This is a genomic window from Corynebacterium sp. LaCa_282, from assembly GCF_057198125.1.
The window spans coordinates 45,336-63,771 of record NZ_CP191095.1 but is presented as its reverse complement, the minus strand read 5'-3'; the positions used below and the strand labels follow the sequence as shown (position 1 = coordinate 63,771).

At 60.0% G+C, this 18,436-nt stretch carries 18 protein-coding genes and 1 pseudogene; 8 read left to right on the top strand and 11 right to left on the bottom strand.

Annotated features, from left to right (window positions below; translation table 11 throughout):
* Positions 1-292: 292 nt before the first annotated feature.
* Entirely contained in the window at positions 293-1,306 is a 1,014-nt protein-coding gene (locus ACP8KU_RS00315; protein ID WP_005276173.1) for an esterase/lipase family protein, read from the top strand.
* Here ACP8KU_RS00315 and ACP8KU_RS00310 read toward each other — a convergent pair whose 3' ends face one another.
* The 4 genes from ACP8KU_RS00310 to bioB all read right to left on the bottom strand — a co-directional run bounded on the left by ACP8KU_RS00310 (position 1,307) and on the right by bioB (position 4,831).
* Positions 1,307-2,230 (bottom strand): Sir2 family NAD-dependent protein deacetylase, encoded by a 924-nt coding sequence (locus ACP8KU_RS00310; protein ID WP_023016461.1) that lies wholly within the window; start codon positions 2,228-2,230, stop codon positions 1,307-1,309.
* Between the two features lie 10 nt (positions 2,231-2,240).
* Entirely contained in the window at positions 2,241-3,362 is a 1,122-nt protein-coding gene (locus ACP8KU_RS00305) for an ATP-binding protein (RefSeq protein ID WP_484483803.1), read from the bottom strand.
* Between the two features lie 225 nt (positions 3,363-3,587).
* The gene (gene bsaP, locus ACP8KU_RS00300) at positions 3,588-3,851 is read right to left on the bottom strand and encodes a biotin synthase auxiliary protein BsaP (protein ID WP_023024778.1); all 264 of its coding nucleotides are present in this window, start codon (positions 3,849-3,851) and stop codon (positions 3,588-3,590) included.
* Positions 3,851-4,831, bottom strand: a complete 981-nt coding sequence (gene bioB, locus ACP8KU_RS00295; RefSeq protein ID WP_484483802.1) for a biotin synthase BioB — start codon at positions 4,829-4,831, stop codon at positions 3,851-3,853. Before bioB ends, bsaP begins: the two co-directional genes overlap by 1 nt.
* A gap of 77 nt (positions 4,832-4,908) precedes the next feature.
* Between bioB and ACP8KU_RS00290 the strand changes: the two genes are divergently transcribed.
* Positions 4,909-6,216, top strand: a complete 1,308-nt coding sequence (locus ACP8KU_RS00290) for a M20/M25/M40 family metallo-hydrolase (RefSeq protein WP_484483801.1) — start codon at positions 4,909-4,911, stop codon at positions 6,214-6,216.
* A 14-nt stretch (positions 6,217-6,230) separates the two neighbouring features.
* On the opposite strand, the gene ACP8KU_RS00285 is transcribed toward ACP8KU_RS00290, so the two are convergent.
* The 3 genes from ACP8KU_RS00285 to ACP8KU_RS00275 are packed head-to-tail and all read right to left on the bottom strand — an operon-like array spanning position 6,231 to position 7,685.
* The gene (locus ACP8KU_RS00285) at positions 6,231-6,536 is read right to left on the bottom strand and encodes a CHY zinc finger protein (protein WP_005280535.1); all 306 of its coding nucleotides are present in this window, start codon (positions 6,534-6,536) and stop codon (positions 6,231-6,233) included.
* Positions 6,514-7,344 (bottom strand): hypothetical protein, encoded by an 831-nt coding sequence (locus ACP8KU_RS00280; protein ID WP_484483800.1) that lies wholly within the window; start codon positions 7,342-7,344, stop codon positions 6,514-6,516. The genes ACP8KU_RS00285 and ACP8KU_RS00280 overlap by 23 nt, the downstream gene beginning before the upstream one ends.
* Entirely contained in the window at positions 7,344-7,685 is a 342-nt protein-coding gene (locus tag ACP8KU_RS00275) for a heme transporter (RefSeq protein WP_484483799.1), read from the bottom strand. Before ACP8KU_RS00275 ends, ACP8KU_RS00280 begins: the two co-directional genes overlap by 1 nt.
* 229 nt (positions 7,686-7,914) lie before the next feature.
* Between ACP8KU_RS00275 and ACP8KU_RS00270 the strand changes: the two genes are divergently transcribed.
* Positions 7,915-9,048, top strand: a complete 1,134-nt coding sequence (locus ACP8KU_RS00270) for an HNH endonuclease signature motif containing protein (protein WP_284640631.1) — start codon at positions 7,915-7,917, stop codon at positions 9,046-9,048.
* Positions 9,049-9,076: 28 nt separating this feature from the next.
* Positions 9,077-9,658 (top strand): LURP-one-related/scramblase family protein, encoded by a 582-nt coding sequence (locus ACP8KU_RS00265; protein WP_284640629.1) that lies wholly within the window; start codon positions 9,077-9,079, stop codon positions 9,656-9,658.
* Positions 9,659-9,947: 289 nt separating this feature from the next.
* Here ACP8KU_RS00265 and ACP8KU_RS00260 read toward each other — a convergent pair whose 3' ends face one another.
* The 4 genes and pseudogenes from ACP8KU_RS00260 to ACP8KU_RS00245 all read right to left on the bottom strand — a co-directional run bounded on the left by ACP8KU_RS00260 (position 9,948) and on the right by ACP8KU_RS00245 (position 13,435).
* Positions 9,948-10,856 carry an IS3 family transposase gene (locus ACP8KU_RS00260; RefSeq protein WP_484483798.1) on the bottom strand — a complete coding sequence of 303 codons (909 nt, stop codon included), beginning with the start codon at positions 10,854-10,856 and terminating at the stop codon, positions 9,948-9,950.
* Between the two features lie 179 nt (positions 10,857-11,035).
* Positions 11,036-11,234: pseudogene (locus ACP8KU_RS00255) on the bottom strand (hypothetical protein).
* A gap of 72 nt (positions 11,235-11,306) precedes the next feature.
* Positions 11,307-12,788: a multicopper oxidase family protein gene (locus ACP8KU_RS00250; protein WP_023028062.1), complete on the bottom strand. Its 1,482-nt coding sequence runs from the start codon at positions 12,786-12,788 to the stop codon at positions 11,307-11,309.
* A gap of 71 nt (positions 12,789-12,859) precedes the next feature.
* Positions 12,860-13,435 carry a CueP family metal-binding protein gene (locus ACP8KU_RS00245; protein ID WP_023016447.1) on the bottom strand — a complete coding sequence of 192 codons (576 nt, stop codon included), beginning with the start codon at positions 13,433-13,435 and terminating at the stop codon, positions 12,860-12,862.
* 404 nt (positions 13,436-13,839) lie between these two features.
* Here ACP8KU_RS00245 and ACP8KU_RS00240 point away from each other — a divergent pair, with 404 nt between their 5' ends.
* The 4 genes from ACP8KU_RS00240 to ACP8KU_RS00225 all read left to right on the top strand — a co-directional run bounded on the left by ACP8KU_RS00240 (position 13,840) and on the right by ACP8KU_RS00225 (position 18,413).
* Positions 13,840-14,562, top strand: coding sequence for a response regulator transcription factor (locus ACP8KU_RS00240; RefSeq protein WP_003859491.1), 723 nt, complete (start codon positions 13,840-13,842; stop codon positions 14,560-14,562).
* Entirely contained in the window at positions 14,559-15,686 is a 1,128-nt protein-coding gene (locus ACP8KU_RS00235; RefSeq protein WP_484483797.1) for a sensor histidine kinase, read from the top strand. The genes ACP8KU_RS00240 and ACP8KU_RS00235 overlap by 4 nt, the downstream gene beginning before the upstream one ends.
* Before the next feature lie 114 nt (positions 15,687-15,800).
* Positions 15,801-16,127, top strand: a complete 327-nt coding sequence (locus ACP8KU_RS00230) for a heavy-metal-associated domain-containing protein (RefSeq protein ID WP_005276120.1) — start codon at positions 15,801-15,803, stop codon at positions 16,125-16,127.
* A gap of 51 nt (positions 16,128-16,178) precedes the next feature.
* Positions 16,179-18,413 carry a copper-translocating P-type ATPase gene (locus ACP8KU_RS00225; protein WP_039885340.1) on the top strand — a complete coding sequence of 745 codons (2,235 nt, stop codon included), beginning with the start codon at positions 16,179-16,181 and terminating at the stop codon, positions 18,411-18,413.
* The last annotated feature ends 23 nt before the right edge of the window (positions 18,414-18,436 follow it).

Genomic DNA, 18,436 nt, shown 5'->3' with positions numbered 1-18,436 from the left:
TCTTCCCATTCCCCCGCGTGAGGATGAAGCACCCGCCGCCTGCTTCGACGACTAACCCTCCCGAGGCATAAACGAAGGCCCGCCGACTGCGCATCGGCGGGCCCTCTCCCCATGACTAATCTCTGGCACTTAGCGGCAAGGAGTGGAGCGCCCTACGCCGTAAGCACCGCCCGTGATTAGGCAAGCCTAAGTTTACAAAGATTATGGCGTGAGGTCAAGGGCTTTCTCCATAAATTTCTTCAACTTTTCTAAAGAGGCCATTTACCTGCATTAACGCGTATGATTGGAAGGCATGGCTGTCGAATCTCTTGCAGAGTTGAAAAGCATTATTTCTGAACAACTCCTCAAATTCGGGCGCGTGAACGAGGAAGATGCACCCGAAGAAAAAGATTCGCCACGCCTTGGCATCGCCTCCCCGGCCGCGGCCAGTGCTTTGCAGGATGACGTCGCCGACGAGATCGTTGACCGCCTCAAGGCCGAAAAGGACAAGTCCAGTCCCGGCGATTCCGCCCTCGATGCCGATGCCGCAAGGACCCTGCCCCTCGGCGCACGCACGAAGCCGCGCGGCGTTTTCGAAGACGATTGGGGCGCCCGCCCGAGCGACGAGCGCCCCTGGCCGGTCATCCTGATCCACGGCACCTGCGATACCAAGGGCGTCTGGCAAATTATGGGCAATATCTTGCGCCAAGACGGCTGGGCGGTCTTTGCCCCTGACTACGGTCACCGCGCCACGCAGACCATCCCGGAATCGTCGCAGCAGCTCGGCGCGTATATCGATACCGTGCTCGCCGTCACCGGAGCAGAAAAGGTCATCTTGGTAGGCCACTCCCAGGGCGGACTGCTCGCGCGGTACTGGATGCGCATGGACGGCGGCGCCGAAAAGGTCGTCCACCTCATGAGCATCAGCGCGCCTAATCATGGGACGACCCACGGGGGCATCGCCAGTCGCCTCATTCGAACCCAACGCCAAGAGGCGGTGATCCGCTCCATCATCGATGGCTGGTTTGGCCCCGCCGGCATGGACCAGGTGGTAGGCAGCGAGGTGCTTCGCGATGTCAACCGCGATGGCGACCTCGAATCCGGCGTGAGCTACACCTGCATCGCCACGCGTTCCGATGCCGTCGTCGTCCCGCCCGAGACCTGTTTCCTCGACCCAGAGGGCGCGCCCGAAGGTGCGGTGCGCAATATCTATATCCAAGATTTTGACCGCCATGCCGTGGTCATGCACGAAGATATGCCCATGGATAGGCGCGTGCACGCCATCGTGCGCACGCTGCTCAGGATGGTCGAGCACACGCCGCGTTGATTAAATCTCCAGCTCATCGAGCAGGGCATCAAATGCCGGGCCCACCTGCGTGCGCCATAGCGTATCCACCTTCTTGTCCCCGCGGCCTGGCCCGCCGTTGATGACGGCCACGCGCTTGCCCTGCTTCTTTGCCTCAAGCACAAAACGGTACCCGCTCATCACCGCCAGCGAAGAACCGGCCACCAACAGCGAACTTGCCTCGTTCAATAGCGCAAATGCCGCATCCCGCCGCGTGGCTGGCACGGGCTCACCAAAATACACCACGTCCGGCTTGAGCAGCTCCGATCCGCAGCGCTCGCAGCCAGCCATCCGAAACGCCGCAACGTCTTTCTCATCCAACGTCACGTCACCATCCGGATTAACTTGGTCCCTTTCCACCACCAGACGATCCAGATACCCCGGGTTTGCGACCGCCAAACGCGCATCGAAGTGCCCGCGATCCTCATAGTGCCCACACAACAAGCACACCACGGTTTCCATATCACCGTGCAGCGTCACCAACCTCTCCGTACCCGCCCTTTTATGCAGGCCATCCACGTTTTGGGTGACCACACCATTAACCAGCCCGACGCGCTCCAACTCCACGAGCGCATAATGCGTGCGATTCGGCACCGCAGAATCCATCACGCGCCAGCCCACAAAACTACGCGCCCAATACCTATGGCTAGCGGCCGGATCATGGCGAAATTCCTGATACGTCATCGGCCGGTGCCTGCTCAGCGAGCCCCGCGGCCCGCGATAGTCCGGCACCCCCGATTCCGTCGATACCCCCGCCCCCGTCAGCACCATCACCGGCCCTTCCCGCAGCTGCTTGGCGATGTCCCCCAAAGCCTTCCCCGCCTCCGTATGCGGCGCCGTCTCCTCCACGACGCGCGCAATCGATCGCAGCGCGGACTGATGTGCGTGAGCTACGGCGGGATCCATACCCACCAATCTAATCAAGCGATTGCAAGTACTGCTCAATCGGGACTACTTCAGCATCATGTGCTTGAAAGGAATATTGGCCGCGGTATAGCACTGTGCGGTTTGCGGGTTTGATCTCCAGCTCTTCACCTACAGTCGCGAGATGACGCGTGTATTTGGAATGATAGGTCTGCGATGCCTTGATTTCATAAGCCTTAGGATCGCCGCCCGTAAAATCCAATAGGTCGATTTCTCTTTTAGAACTATCCCGATAGAACCGTAGATCCGGCTTGCGACCAGAGTGAATATGCGTTTTCATGGTTTCTGCTACCACCATATTTTCACACACTGCACCTGACTGTGGATGCACAGAAAGTTCTTCTGGTGAAGAAATACCAAGAAGGTGGCACAACAGGCCAGTATCATAGAAATACAACTTCGCGGTCTTAGTAAGCACCTTCCGGGGATTGGAATGGTGGCTGGGTAAAGAAAATATGATGAAACTAGACTCCAGAATTGAGACCCAATTTTTTACCGTCTGGAAAGAAACATCAATCTCATTTGCGATTGCGGAATAGTTGATTAAGTTTCCAGCTTGCAGCGCACAGACCTTAATGAATCGCCAAAAGCTATCACTATTCCGAACATTGAGTAACCCACTCACATCCCGTTGGAGATAAGTCTGCACGTAGTTTTCAAAATAGATTTCCGGAGGAATTTGAGCCTGGTACAAGCGCGGATATCCACCACGAACCATAAATTCATCAACGGTCAGATCAGCTGATATAGAGCGAGCTTCCATGAGGCCGAAGGGCAACAAATGACTGATCCCAACGCGGCCCGCCAGCGATTGCGTTATGGATTCCATAAGCAAGAAATTTTGCGATCCGGATAAGATATATTGCCCAGGGCTTCCCACTTCATCCGAGCGAAGTTGGACAACGGAAAACAGGTCCGGTGCATATTGAGCCTCATCTATAATCAACGGTCCACTTTGGCTCGAAAGGAAACCCACAGGATCTTCTTGTGCCACCCTTCGAATACTTGGATCCTCAAGATTGAGGTATGACAAGTCCGGAAACATTTCTCTCAGAAGAGTCAACTTCCCAGACTGCCGCGGCCCCGTCACGCTGACAACTGGAAACCATTTCATTAACTGCGTTATAGATCCACTGAGCTGCCGAGGAACAAACATAAATTTACCAAATTTCGCAAGTAGAACGCACCAAATCTCTAAAGTAGAGATTACCAAATCTCTAAAGTAGGACGCACCAAATTTCGCAAGTAGGATTACCTACCCGCAGTTCACGGCTGTTTTTCAATAGAAAAAGAGCCGCCTGCCTTGCGGCAGCGGCTCCCTATCTTAATCTTAGTAGTGCTAACTCTCTGGTAGCTGCTCTACGTATAACCACTCAGAATCTAGCTCCCCGTGGCGCGAGCACTTGGTGTGCCAGCCATCGGGGCGCACCTGGGCCACCATGCGGCGGCCGCAGATCTGGCAGTAGCGCGGCACGTCGAGGCCGGCGGCTGCAGCGGGGTGTAGCGTGAAGACCTCTTCGATCGGCTTGCCGGTATTGGGGTGGAAAATTGGCTCGTCCCCGGCCAGGACGGCGGTTGCCAACTCAGAGTTCGGCTCGGACACTACAGAGCCTTGATCGGGAGATCGATGCGGCCCAGCATGTCCACATCCTTTTCGATTTCCTGACCCAAGGTGGTCAAGTAGTTGCCGGCAATGATGGCGTTGATGCCGCCGAGCAAACCGCGCTCGGTGCCGTCATCGCCAAGCGAAAGCTCGCGGCCGCCAGCGAAGCGGAGGGTGGTGGAGGGCATCGCCAAGCGGAATGCAGCAACGGCGCGCAGGCCCTCACCCAGCGGAACCAGCGGGCGATCAGCGAACGGGGTGCCCGGGCGAGGGTCGAGGAAGTTCATCGGGACCTCGCACGGATCGATCTCTGCCAGCTGGGCTGCGAACTCGGCGCGCTGCTCCAGGGACTCGCCCATGCCGATGATGCCGCCACAGCAGACTTCCATGCCTACCTCGCGCACGTAATCCAGGGTCTTCTTGCGCTCTTCCCAGGAGTGGGTGGTGACCACGTTGGGGAAGTAGGAGCGGGAGGTCTCCAGGTTGTGGTTGTAGCGCTGTGCGCCCATGTCCTTCAGGCGCTGTGCCTGCTCGCGGGTCAGGGTGCCCAGGGAGCAGGAAATCTCGATGTCAACGGCATCATTAATGGCGGCGATGGCCTCGCCCACCTGGTCCAGCAGGCGGTCATCCGGGGACTTCACCGCAGCGACGATGCAGAACTCGGTAGCGCCGGTCTTGGCGGTCTTCTGTGCCGCTTCCACCAGTTCAGGGATGTTCAGGCGCACTGCGCGCACTGGGGACTCAAAAAGGCCGGACTGGGAACAGAAGTGGCAATCCTCTGGGCAACCACCGGTCTTGATGGAGATAATGCCTTCCACCGATACGTCCGGACCGCACCACTTCAGGCGGGTCTGGTGGGCGATATCAGCAATTTCTTCCAGCTGGGAATCTGGAACCTGCAGTACTTGTAGTAGTTCTTCCTGGTTCAGGCCTTTGCCTTGCTCCAGGGCTTTGTCACGGGCGATGTCAACAATGCTCATGCAGTGAACCATACTTGAACGCCGTTCAACTTTGGCCAAAATCACAAAATTTTTTTCGCGGGATTACCCTAAGGGGCATGACGCTTTACGATGACACCCTCGAACTCCTCCAAGAACTCATCCGCAATGCCTGCGTAAACGATCTCACCCCGGATTCCGGGTTTGAAGTGCGCAATGCCGATTCTTTGGAAAGTTTCTTCGCCGGAGAAGACGTCCAGATTGAGCGCTTTGAATCCCACCCGGGGCGCGTGTCCATCGTGGTGACCGTTCCCGGTGATCCCGCCAAGGAGCCCCTCACCCTTATGGGGCATACCGATGTCGTGCCCGTCGATGAACCCAAGTGGACCAAGCCGCCCTTCGAGGCGCTTATTGAAGACGGCAAGCTTTATGGCCGCGGATCCGTGGACATGCTCTTTATTACCGCCACCATGGCAGCCGTCACCCGCGAGGTGGCGCGCGCCGGCAACCCCGGCGGAACGCTCGCCTTCGTGGGCATGGCCGATGAAGAGGCCCGCGGCGGCTTAGGCGTGCGCTGGATGGCAGAAAACCACCCCGATGCCTTTTCTTGGAAGAACTGCCTCTCCGAAACCGGCGGTAGCCACCTGCCCGGCGCGGTGGGCTTCAACGTGGGCGAAAAGGGCGCCGGTCAGCGCCGCCTCCATGTCACCGGTGATGCCGGACACGGCTCGACTCCCTACGGCAAGGACTTTGCCATCGTAAAGATTGGCGAGGTCGCCCGCCGCATCGCCGAGGCCGAGCCACCCACAGCCTCCAATGAAATCTGGGAAGGCTTCGTCCGTACCTTTAAGTTCGACCCAGAGACCGAAAAAGAGCTTATCGATGGCACCGGTGACTACACCAAGTTCGGCAACCTCGATGCCTATGCTCACGCTTTTAGCCACACCACCATCGCCGAGACTGTCCTGCGCGCCGGCGGTGCCATCAACGTGCTGCCTTCTCACGCCTACCTAGAGATGGATATCCGTCCCTTCCCCGGACAAACCCAGGAAGACTTGGACGATTTCCTCCGCAGCGCACTGGGCGATCTCGCCGATGAAGTAGAAATCGAACACCTCATCACCGAAAACGCCACCCAGTCCTCTACCGATACCGAACTCTGGCGCACCATTGAGGCGACGGCAAAGGAGTTCTTCCCCGACAAAGACGTCGTGCCCGTTCATGCCACCGGCGGGTCCGATTTACGCTTCGCCCGCCGCAAGGGCGGCAATGCTTATGGCTTTGCCATGCATGCCGAGGGCCGCGATATGGCCAGCGCCAACTCACAGCTACACAGCCACGATGAGCACCTCTACCTCGAGGACCTCGATCTCACCGTGCGCGCCTACCACAGCTTAGTCAACCGCTTCTTGGGCTTGAACCAGTAGCGCTCCCCTCGCTTTTACGCGGTCACCTGAAAATAGATCCCGGCATGCGCACTGCAGCCGGGATTAAACATATGCCCGCACTCCGGGCATGCCTCGACAGTAGAATACAGCCGGTAATCCATCTCGAAGCCGCAGGAACCGCAGAGGGCAGCGGGGGCATCGACAAGCATGGGCCCAAACTCATGATCCGTCAGCTCCGCATGGCACAGCGCGCACGCAAAGTACTCGCCGCAGGTCGCGCACTTATTGGCCACCACGTCGAGCGGGGAATGCCAATGCTTGCACCGGCCCTCCGCATCAATCGCGCCGCGAATCTTCATGGTTCTGCCACTCCTTCTTCTTCGCCTCCGACTTCTTGGCATTGCGCACCGCCATCACCCCAAAGGCAATGGCAATAACTATAGGCATCCACACCCTGCTGTAATCCATAAGGAAAACCACCCACTCCGGTGCTTCAAAGTGCACCGCAAACTGCGGCGCGGGCAAGGTAATCTGCGGTGGCTCCGGCAGGTTCGGCAAATTTGGCAGCGGAAGGTAAATCTCTGGGAAATCTACATCTGGCAGCTCCCAATCCGGCAGCAAGCGCGAGAGGATGCGGCTAATAATAGGAGCCAAAACAATCATCGCGATGGCCCACCCGGACTTCCCCAGCCCACCGAGCAGTGGATACAGCACGCGCTTGAAGGGGCTTTCTTCCATTGCCCGGCGCCGCTTTTCACCCAAGGAGCCCGCCGGTGGATCAAAGGCCACGGCCTCCTCCCCATCGCGGTAGTAGACATCCTGTATCTCCCCAAAGGGCGTAGCTTGGATATCTACATAGGGCTCAGTCGGCGGCGCACTATTCTCACTGAATGAGAGATCGCTTTCCAGCTTCTTCTGCAATGAATAACGGCCGCCACGCGGCTTGTCGTGCCGGCTGCGAACCTCGCCGTCGACCACGATCTGCATGCGGGGTGCAGGATTCTTGCGCCAGAGCTGGAATCGGCGGATAAAGGGGGCATCGCCCAGCACCGGCGTAAATTCCTTCGGCTCCTTGGGCCATTCGCCCCGCTCGGCGAACTCGGCATCGTAGCCGCGCTCAACCTCGAGCAGGCCAGCCTCAGGGTGATCCAACCGCCAGATTTCCATCAGCGCTTCCTCAACTTGGCGCCCAATTTGCCAGCACCCAACGCCAAAAGGACCACTACCGGCAGGTAAATCCATGTCCCCTCGTTGAAGTACATCTCCATGGCCGCGAAATAGGCGATGCCCGCAACCCAGAAGATGGTCCATGAGTAGCGGAATGTGGTGGCATCGATAAGAGCAATAAGCACGGTAAGCCCACCCATGATGCCGAGCAATACCGTGCCGGAAACCGCCTGGTAAATCGCCGGCGGGAGCACCAGGAAGTTAGCGATCATCGCCAAAGGCGCCCACCACTGCCACCACGCGCGGCCGGGTTCTTCCTGCGTGTCCTGCTCCTGACTCATACCTTCCTCAAGCTAGCACATAATTTTGCTTTTTAAGCTGTTTATTTTGACGAAAGAATATGCAGTCCTACCTGCGGAAACGTCTTAAAACAGGCGAATGTCCGGCGGGTGTTCTATAGTGCTTTTCGTACAGACGTTCACACAACAAATTTAGGTTTTAAGCGCCATGGAAGATCCCTACTTTTCCACGACCAACACCAAAGACCCCACTACACGCTTAGCTTTTGAAATGCGGAAGACTGAATACGAGTTCTGGACTGAACAGATCCCCGATCTCGATTCTGATTTCGAATTAGTCACCCAATCCCTCTACCGCACGACCGGAGTTAATGAAGGGCGAATCGGCCATATCCTGATGGCCCTGTACCGCCTGGAAGAGCTCCCACAGCTAAAAGAGCTGCAACACGAGCTCTATCACTTAGATTTAGACCGCCTCATTGCCATCAATAAATCCCTTAACCGCCTGGGCAACCCGACCCCGGAGGTAGTCGCGCGCATCGATGAGCAGCTCACCGCCTACCTCACTCCCACCCGCGCCAACCAGTCCATGCGGACGCAAGCGCAGATTAAAAGAAAGATCAATGAGCTCATCAACCTCGAAGATGACACCCTTGCGGTCAAGAAGGGGCCGACCCAGCCGCGCTACACCATGGAGAATTGGGGCAACAATACTACGGCGATGACGCTGAGCGCGGATCCCTCGGTGATGGCGTGCGTAGATAAGTGCATCAAGGAGACTGCACTCAAGCTGGATTGCTCGCTTGCCGATGCCGCCATTTCCCTCCTCACCGGCAATACCGAAGCACCCCAGGTCATCCTGAATGCCTACAAGGCAACCGATGTCCCCAACTCCCCCGCATTCATTGAATCCGTTGGGTGGCTCGACCCGGCGCACTCCAACGCGCTGCCCTACTCCAAGATCCGGGAAATGAACCCGGATAAAGAGGTAAAGGGATACGTAACCCCGCCGGATATGGCAGCCTACCTCGAAGGATTCGACGGCACCTGCCGCTACCCAGGCTGCAACCGCCCTGCCACGGTGTGCCAAAAGGATCACCGCATCAATCACGCGGATGGCGGGCCGACGACTCCCGCAAACCTTGCCTGCCTGTGCCAACACCACCACAACATAAAGACCGATGGCCGGGCCTTCTACGTCATGGATCCGCACACCCGAGACATTATTTGGCTCTTCGAAGACGGCACCTGGACCGTCACCGAGCCTTCCGGCCCACTGGCAGAAAAGAATAAGAATTGGGTGCAAACTTTTGCACAAACCATGACCGCCCACCGCGCGCGAGCCTACGAGGAGGCCCACCAAGCACAGGAAGAAGCAAAAACCACCCCTAGGGAGGAGGATTAAAAACGCCCACTGCCATACATTGGCTGGCATGATGCAAAACTTATTCACGCTCAACGAGCTGGTTATTTCCCAGACCAAGTCCCTCCTCAAGGCTCGATTCATGATTTCTGATGTCAACGGGACCCCAGTGGGCACCATTGTGCAATCCACCAGCCTTAAGGAGATGGTGTTTAAACCCTCCCGCAGTTTGGAGGTCGCGCTCACGGATGCCGAAGGCAACCCCCAACAAACAGTCATGACGATCTCGGATCCGGCGAATTTTTTGAGGGATACCTACGAAGTACACCTACCGGGAATTGAACAGCCCATGGCCGTTATCACCAAGCGCTTCTCCATGTTCAAAACGAAGATGGAATTAACAATGGAGGGCTTTGCCGGCGTCGAAGTGCACGGCGATTTCTGGGATTGGAACCTCACCATCACCTCCCAGGATCGCCAGCTTGCCGATGTCTCCAATAAATGGACCGGCATGGGCAACTACTTCATGGGTAAAAACACGTATCTCCTGCGGATCGCCCCAGACCTCAACGAGCAACAGCACGCCGCCATCATCGGCGCCGTAATGAGCATGGACATGCTGCGCACGAAAAAGCAGAAAAACAGCAACTAGGTGCGCGCATGGGCATCAGTGCAAACGGTGTTTCAGGACTGGTCCTACTGTGAGCACCGAGGTTCCAATTCCGGATACGGCCAGTGCCGCGGCTGGGCCGATGGCACTTACGATTGGCGCCCCAATGATGTATCCAATAAGCATTGCAGAGCTATTTATCGATCCCATCGTAGAAAGGGCTTTGGGCTTAACCCCATCAGGTACGGTTCCAACAACGATGATTCGCAGTGCAGCCACCTGAACGGCATTGCATACTCCGCCAAGGAATGAAGTGCCCCGAGTTTTGTTCCTAGGCATTTGCCTTGATTTCTATTATTGCCTGTGGCAAGTTCTGCTTCCAAAACTCGGTTTCCACCTCGACCGGGGTTCGGTACCCCAAGCTTTGGTGGAGCCTAGTCTCGTTCCACCATGACACCCACTCGAATGTCGCAATTTCTACCTCTACAACGTCATTCCACCTGCGAGTATGGACTAGCTCGTTCTTATGAGGGGCCGTTAACGTTTTCAGCCAGAGCATTGTCGTAGGAGTCACCGACAGTCCCAGTGGAAGCGGCAATGCCATGCTGGGAAAGGCGCTGGTTGTAGACAACGCTGACGTACTGCGATCCGTGATCCGAATGGTGAATGAGACCTGTTGTTTCCTCAGCACACTTGGGTCGCCTGGTTGAGAGCTTGCAGCGGCAGTGCTTGAAGTGCGCATCGAATCTGACAGCGCCCATCCGACGATCCGCCGGGAGTAGACGTCGGTGACAAATGCGGCATACACAAAGCCTTTCTTCGTGCGCACGTAGGTAATGTCGGCCACCCGCAGCTTATTCGGGCCCCGGGCTTTAAATTCACGCTCGACCAAATCCGGGCGCAGATCAGGCACGTTAGCTTTTCGGGTTGTAATCGGTGATCCGCCTTTGCCTTTGCCAGAAACGCCAGCCAGGCGCATCAGCCGGGTAGCGTGTTCACGACCGATATCGATTCCTTCACGGCGAAGAGCATGCCACATTTTCCGCACACCGTAGACACCATAATTATCTCTATGAACAGCACTAATGCGTTCAACCAACGCAGCATCACGAAGTCGACGAGCACTTAACCCGCGAGCCTTGGACTGGCGATACCCACGCGAGGTGATAAACCCACCAGCCCGGTTATTTTTCAACGTCTTGCAGATGAACTCGGGCAGAGAAACGATTCCGGTTTTCATCGATGAACCGGATCATTTCTTAACGTTTGGGGTCGAGTCATGAGGCGAAAAAAGCCAAGGCAGCCTTCAACAACTCATTAGTATCGCGTAGCTGGTGATTTTCACGACGTAGCCTCGCGTTTTCGGCAGCCAAATCTTCACACACAGGTTCTGGGATGCTCCCCGCACGGCGGGCAGGCTTAAGTCCATTGACGAGCCGTGTGCCATGAAACCCCCAGCTTTGGGGCTACTGCCTGGCACGCGGCCTGCATCGACATATTTTCCGCCACGATGCGGTCTTCCACGAGACGGACCACACGGTCCTTTGCATCCTGGTCAAATTTTCTCGGCATGTTCCAGATTTTCCCATCTACTCAAACGGAACAAAACCTGGGACACTTCACACCAACGCCGTGTCCACTACTCGGGGGACACCCCCGCCCACCTCGGCACTCAACCCTGCTGTGGGGGTTACTCGTAGCGAAGCGAGCTGAACATCCCGGTTTCCAGGTGATAGGCGTTATGGCAGTGAAATGCCCACTCACCGGGGTTGTCAGCGATCAGGTCGGCGATCATGGTTTCACCGTGGCGGAGAAGGACGGTGTCCTTGCGTAGCCCGCCGCTGCCGGGCAGCGCCCACGTGTGGCCGTGGATGTGCATGGGATGGGGCATCATGGTTCTGTTGCGCATGACCATCCGCAGGCGCTGGCCCTCCTGCACGGTCGCGGAGGAGGATTGGCCGTCGGTGAGAATGCTCCATTCATACGGCATCATCTGCCCGCCCAGGTCGATACTGACTTCTCGGTCTGGTGTGTCCTCGGGCAGGAGTGCACGGTCTGCTGGCTTCAGGGAGGACAGAAGCAGTCCGGTGGACGACAACTCGGGGAAGTCGACATCGGGGTGGGGGGCCTGGCCGCCGGCGGTGCGGATGACGGCGAAGGCGCGGTCGTCCTTACCCACCGCCAAAGCCGTGAGCGGGAAGATGCCGTCGCCGAGGATGACCTCGACGTCGACACGCTCGCCCATCGACAGGTAGATCGATTCGGTCTCCCGAGGCTGGACGGGGAAGCCGTCGGTGTGGGTGACGGTCATGCGGTGACCACCGAGGGCCACCTTGAAGATGGTGTCACCGCCGGAGTTGATAAACCGCAGGCGGGCCTTGTCGCCCGGGCGAGCCTCGAAGGTCCGGTGAGCACGGGGGATACGTCCGTTGATGAGGTAGTGCGGATACATCACATCGCCAGCATCCCCGCCCAGTACCCGGTCCGGGGTGCCGTGCATCATCTGGCCGTGACCTCCCATTCCCTTCTTCCCGTTATGGTCGCCTGAACCCATTCCGGTGAGCTTGTCGAGCTCATCGTCGGGAGTGCCCTGAATGCCATCGACCCAGTCGTCGAGCACGATGGTCCACTCGACGTCCTGGTCCTCAGCGTCTTGCGGGTCACGGACGATCAGTGGGGCGTGGAGGCCGCGATCAAGCTGCAGGCCGGAGTGGGAATGGTAGAAGTAGGTGCCACTGTGGGGGACTTCAAAAACATAGGAGAAAGACTCGCCAGGTTCAATGGGGTCCTGGGTCATGCCGGGCACACCGTCGGCTGCGTTGTGGAGTGCGATACCATGCCAGTGGATGGAGGTGCTCTCAGGAAGTTCATTGGTGATATCGACCTGGAGGACGTCGCCGGCGGTGGCCTCAATGGCCGCATCCCCGGTGTCAGAGACGTATCCCCACGTCTTGGCTTCGATGCCGCCGATATCCAGAGAGAGGGGCCGGGCGGTCAGTGTCCGGCGCACCGTCGGCTCACCGAGCGCAGTGGGGGTGGGAGTGGGGCGAAGAGAGGAACCTGGTGCCGAGGCAGCGGGTCCAGGGTCGCTGGTGCAGGCGGCCACGGCCCCGGTGCCGGCGAGGACGAGCCCGCCGAGCAGAAACTGTCGTCGGGAAAATCCATTCATCATGATTTAACCTTCCTTGGTGTTAGATTTCAGTGACACGGGAGACAGGCGCAGGTGAGGACCCTGCTGAGCCATCACGTCAGGTGCAGGTCTGTGACACAGGTGGCACCATCGTCGGCGGTGGAAAACTCCGCGGTGCCGGTACGCCCCTGGTAGCTGACCTCAATCAGGCCGGTGGCATCATCGGGAAGCCAGAAGCCAATAAACCCGTTGTCGAAGGTGGTTGTCGCCTCGTCCACCAGCACCTCACCGGTCGCCTCATCGGTGATCGTGATCTGGATATCCTCATTGTCGAGTTCCCCCAGGCAGGTCGTGAGGCTGTGGTAGAAGCAGTCGTGGGTGGAGGTGAGATAGGGCGCGATCGAGACATACGTCTGATTGTCGGGAAGATCGACCACGACTTCCTGGTCATCGCTCGAGAGCAGCAGTTCATCGGCACGCACTGAAGCGATCAGATCCGTGGGACGCTCAGTGACCTTCTGCCGGTCGAGGTGATCAATGATCTCCACCGCGTCCATGGCGGCCAGGCCATGGGTAGTCAGGAATGTATCCCGGGACACCGTCCCGTCGGCGGTGGGTTCCGGGTCGGCGGCCGAACACCCCGTGAGGGCGAGGGCAAGGGCGGCGGCTGCGATCGCTGCTCGTTTCACGTCAATCTCCTTGGATCGTGGTAAGACCGTGAGAAGACACCGCCTCAAGGTCGATGTCATACCTTTATCTAGCACGGGTGCCTGACGGACTAGAAATCAAAAGCCCTGCTCACAGCCTTATAACAGGGCGAAAAGGGGGTGGATTCGGTGGGCTGGGTCACCACCGGGACACCACCCCACAGCCGTGGGCGATGTCCTTCTACCCGCCCCGGGTATGCGGTGCAGGCAGTGAAATCCCTGGTGGCGCCTGCTGAACCGACCAGGGGAGGCGATGCCGCCGGCCCGGGGTGGGGCACAAGGGTGACGGCAGTCGAAGGGTGATGTTTGAAGATTTGATGAAGATTGCCCCGCCGGGCACTGAGCGAGGGTGGTATTCCCCCCTGACCGGAGCAATACTGGGGCCTATGGCTGACCGCACACCGACCACCGCCACGCCCCCGGGGCGGGTGCTGGTCGTCGATGATGAACAACCCCTGGCTCAGATGGTGGCCTCCTACCTCATCAGGGCCGGCTTCGATACCCGCCAGGCTCACACCGGCACCCAGGCCGTGGACGAGGCTCGTCGCTTTTCCCCTGATGTTGTGGTGCTGGATCTGGGGCTGCCCGAACTCGACGGCCTGGAGGTGTGCCGACGGATCCGCACCTTCTCGGACTGCTACATCCTCATGCTCACCGCGCGTGGCAGCGAGGACGACAAGATCAGCGGTTTGACCTTGGGGGCGGATGACTACATCACCAAACCTTTTAGCATCCGGGAACTGGTGACCCGGGTGCATGCGGTGCTGCGCCGCCCGCGCACCAGCACCACCCCACCGCAGGTGACCACCCCCTTGATCGTTGGTGACCTCATCCTTGACCCCGTCGCCCATCAGGTGCGGGTGGGGGAGACGACCGTGGAGCTCACCCGCACGGAGTTCGAGCTGCTGGTTGCCCTGGCCCTGCGCCCCGGCCAGGTGCTGACCCGCCACGACCTGGTCACCGAGGTCTGGGACACCACCTGGGTCGGTGATGAACGCATCGTCGATGTCCACATCGGCAACTTGCGTCGCAAGCTCGGCACCGACACCCGGGGCCGGGGGTTTATCGACACCGTGCGTGGCGTGGGCTACCGGGTGGGGCAACCATGAATCACGGACCCGGCCTGACCTTCCGCTTCCTGGCCGCCCAGGTGTTGGTCGTGGTGATTAGCCTGCTGGTGGCCGCGGCCGTGGCCACGACGGTGGGTCCGACCCTGTTCCATGATCATATGTTGATGACCGGCCAGGAGGACCCCTCGCTGGAGCTGTTCCATGCCGAGCAGGCCTACCGGGGCGCCAACCTGATCACCCTGGCCGTCGCCCTGCCCAGCGCCTTGATCAGCGCCCTGCTGGCCAGCCTGTGGTTATCGCGTCGTCTGCGCGCCCCCCTGCAGGATCTCACCCGCGCCGCTACCAGCCTGACGGCCGGCAACTCCCGTATCCGCGTGCCCGCCGGAAAAGCAGGCCCCGAGGTCACCACCCTGGCGCATGCCTTCAACACCATGGCCGATCGGCTGGAACACACCGAACAGGTCCGCCGCCAGATGCTCTCTGATCTGGCCCACGAAATGGGCACCCCCTTATCGGTGCTTACGGTCTACCTCGATGGTCTCCAGGACGGGGTCGTGGACTGGAATAATGCCACCCACACGATCATGGCTGACCAACTCACCCGCCTGACCCGGTTAATGGAAGACATTGACGATGTCTCCCGGGCCCAGGAACACCGGATCGATTTCGACCTGGCAGAGGAAGGGCTCGGGGATCTGCTCCATACCGCCGCTGCTGCCGCGGGGGAGGCTTATGCTGACAAAGGCGTCGATTTACAGGTCGAGACCATTACGGACACCGCCCGGGTGCTCGTGGACCGGCAACGCTTCGGCCAGGTGATGAGCAATCTCCTTTCGAACGCGCTACGACACACCCCGGCCGGCGGGCAGGTCCGGATCAGCGTCCACCGACAGGGGGCGTCCACCGCACTCATCCACGTCGCCGATGACGGCGAGGGCATCCCGCCTGACCAGCTCAGATACATCTTCGAACGCTTCTACCGGGGGGATGCCGCCCGCAGCCGGGACGACGGCGGGGCCGGTATCGGTCTGACCATCTCCAAGGCATTGATCGAGGCCCACGGCGGCACTCTCACCGCCACCTCCCCCGGACCCGGTCGCGGAGCGGTGTTTGCCCTCCGCCTCCCGCTGTCCCCTCCCGACAGTGAGGAGGCTGCTCGGTGACCACACCCTGCCCTGCGTGAGAGCCGCGCCCTCCACCCATTGAAAATATACCCCTGGGGGGTATATGCTAGAGAGTGGCATCGCCGCATCCCACCGACTCGTAGGAGCTTTCCCATGATCACCTCCCCGCCCCGCCTCTTGCCGATGGCCTCCCACGGCTGCAGCTGTTGCGGACCTGCCTCACGTGCCGACACCGCCTCCATCCCTGCCGCCAGCGACTCGTCAGCAGGAGGGTCCTCCCCTAGCTACCAGGTCACCGGCCTGACCTGCGGGCACTGCGCGAAAAGCGTGACCCAGGCCCTTCAGGCCCTCCCCCAAGTCGACGACGTCCAGATTGATCTCGCTGCTGGTGGAGTTTCCACCGTCACGGTCACCGGTGTCGTACCTCCGGAGATGGTTCGCCGGGCCATCGAGGAGGCTGGCTACACCGTCTTATCCTGATCAGTTTTACCCATCATCTCGACCCCGACCGGGTTGAGCGAAAGGAACGTCATGAGCACTCCCCACCATTCGGGTGATCACCATGGTGATCACCCCGCTCCGGAAACAGACCACACCCACCACCCGGATCATGCCAGCCACGAACACCACGCAGATGCCGACACCCACGGCCAGGCAATGCCCCACGATCACCCGCATTCCGCCCCGGACGAAGACCACCACGTTCATGGTCACGGCGAACACGCCGGACACAGCACCGCAATGTTTCGGGACCGCTTCTGGTGGTCGCTGATTTTGTCCATTCCCGTCGTTATTTTCAGCCCCATGGTCGCCCACCTGCTTGGCTACCACCTCCCGGCATTCCCCGGATCCACCTGGATCCCCCCGGTGCTGGGCACGATCATCTTCGTCTACGGCGGAACGCCTTTCCTCAAGGGCGCATGGAAAGAACTGAAATCCCGCCAACCCGGGATGATGCTCCTGATCGCCATGGCCATCACCGTGGCGTTTGTCGCCTCCTGGGTCACCACTCTGGGGCTGGGTGGTTTTGACCTGGACTTCTGGTGGGAGCTGGCCCTGCTGGTGACCATCATGCTGCTGGGCCACTGGCTGGAGATGCGCGCTCTCGGGGCCGCGTCCTCCGCGCTTGACGCGCTGGCTGCCCTGCTGCCGGATGAGGCCGAGAAAGTCATCGACGGGACCACCCGCACCGTGGCCATCTCCGAGCTGGTCGTCGACGACGTCGTTCTGGTGAGGGCCGGTGCCCGGGTGCCGGCCGACGGAACCATCCTCGACGGAGCCGCCGAATTCGATGAGGCGATGATCACCGGCGAATCCCGTCCCGTCTTCCGCGACACCGGTGACAAGGTGGTCGCCGGTACTGTGGCCACCGACAACACCGTCCGCATCCGGGTGGAGGCTACCGGCGGGGACACCGCCCTGGCTGGGATCCAACGCATGGTTGCCGACGCCCAGGAGTCCTCCTCCCGGGCCCAGGCCCTGGCGGATCGGGCGGCGGCGTTGTTGTTCTGGTTCGCGCTGATCTCCGCTCTGATCACCGCGGTGGTGTGGACCATCATCGGCAGCCCGGACGATGCCGTGGTGCGCACGGTTACGGTGCTGGTCATCGCCTGTCCGCACGCCCTGGGCCTGGCGATTCCGCTGGTCATTGCGATCTCCAGCGAGCGGGCCGCGAAATCCGGGGTGCTCATCAAGGACCGGATGGCGCTCGAGCGGATGCGCACCATCGACGTGGTGCTCTTCGACAAAACCGGCACCCTGACCGAGGGTGCGCACGCGGTCACCGGTGTCGCGGCAGCTGTCGGCGTCACCGAGGACGAGCTACTGGCCCTGGCCGCCGCTGCGGAGGCCGACAGCGAGCACCCCGTGGCCCGTGCCATCGTGGCGGCCGCGGCCGCCCATCCCGAGGCCTCCCGTCGGCAAATCCGTGCAACTGGTTTCAACGCCGCCTCCGGCCGGGGAGTCCGGGCCACTGTCGATGGCGCTGAGATCCTCGTGGGAGGGCCGAACATGCTGCGCGAGTTCAACCTCACCACCCCGGCCGAGCTCACCGACACCACCAGTGCCTGGACCGGGCGTGGGGCCGGTGTGCTCCATATTGTCCGCGACGGTCAGATCATCGGTGCGGTGGCCGTCGAGGACAAGATCCGCCCCGAATCCCGCGCCGCTGTGAAAGCCCTGCAGGAACGCGGGGTGAAGGTCGCGATGATCACCGGCGACGCGCAACAGGTGGCCCAGGCGGTTGGTCAGGACCTAGGCATTGATGAGGTCTTCGCCGAGGTCCTGCCCCAGGACAAAGACACCAAGGTCACGCAGCTGCAGGACCGGGGTTTGAGCGTGGCCATGGTCGGTGACGGTGTCAATGACGCCCCCGCTCTGACCCGCGCGGACGTCGGTATCGCCATTGGTGCCGGCACGGATGTGGCCATGGAATCTGCCGGGGTGGTCCTAGCCAGTGATGACCCGCGGGCAGTGCTGTCGATGATTGAGCTGTCCCAGACCAGCTACCGCAAGATGATCCAGAACCTGATCTGGGCCTCTGGCTACAACATCCTCGCCGTGCCGCTGGCTGCCGGAGTGCTCGCCTCGATCGGGTTCGTGCTGTCCCCGGCCGTGGGCGCGATCTTGATGTCTGCCTCGACCATCGTGGTGGCCCTGAACGCCCAGCTGTTGCGCCGCATTGATCTGGAGCCGGCTCACCTGGCTCCGACCGACGGGAAGGAGGAACACAGTAGGTCGATATCCCCCGTAACCGTTACTGACTGACCTTGTCTCTCGACCCCTAACTC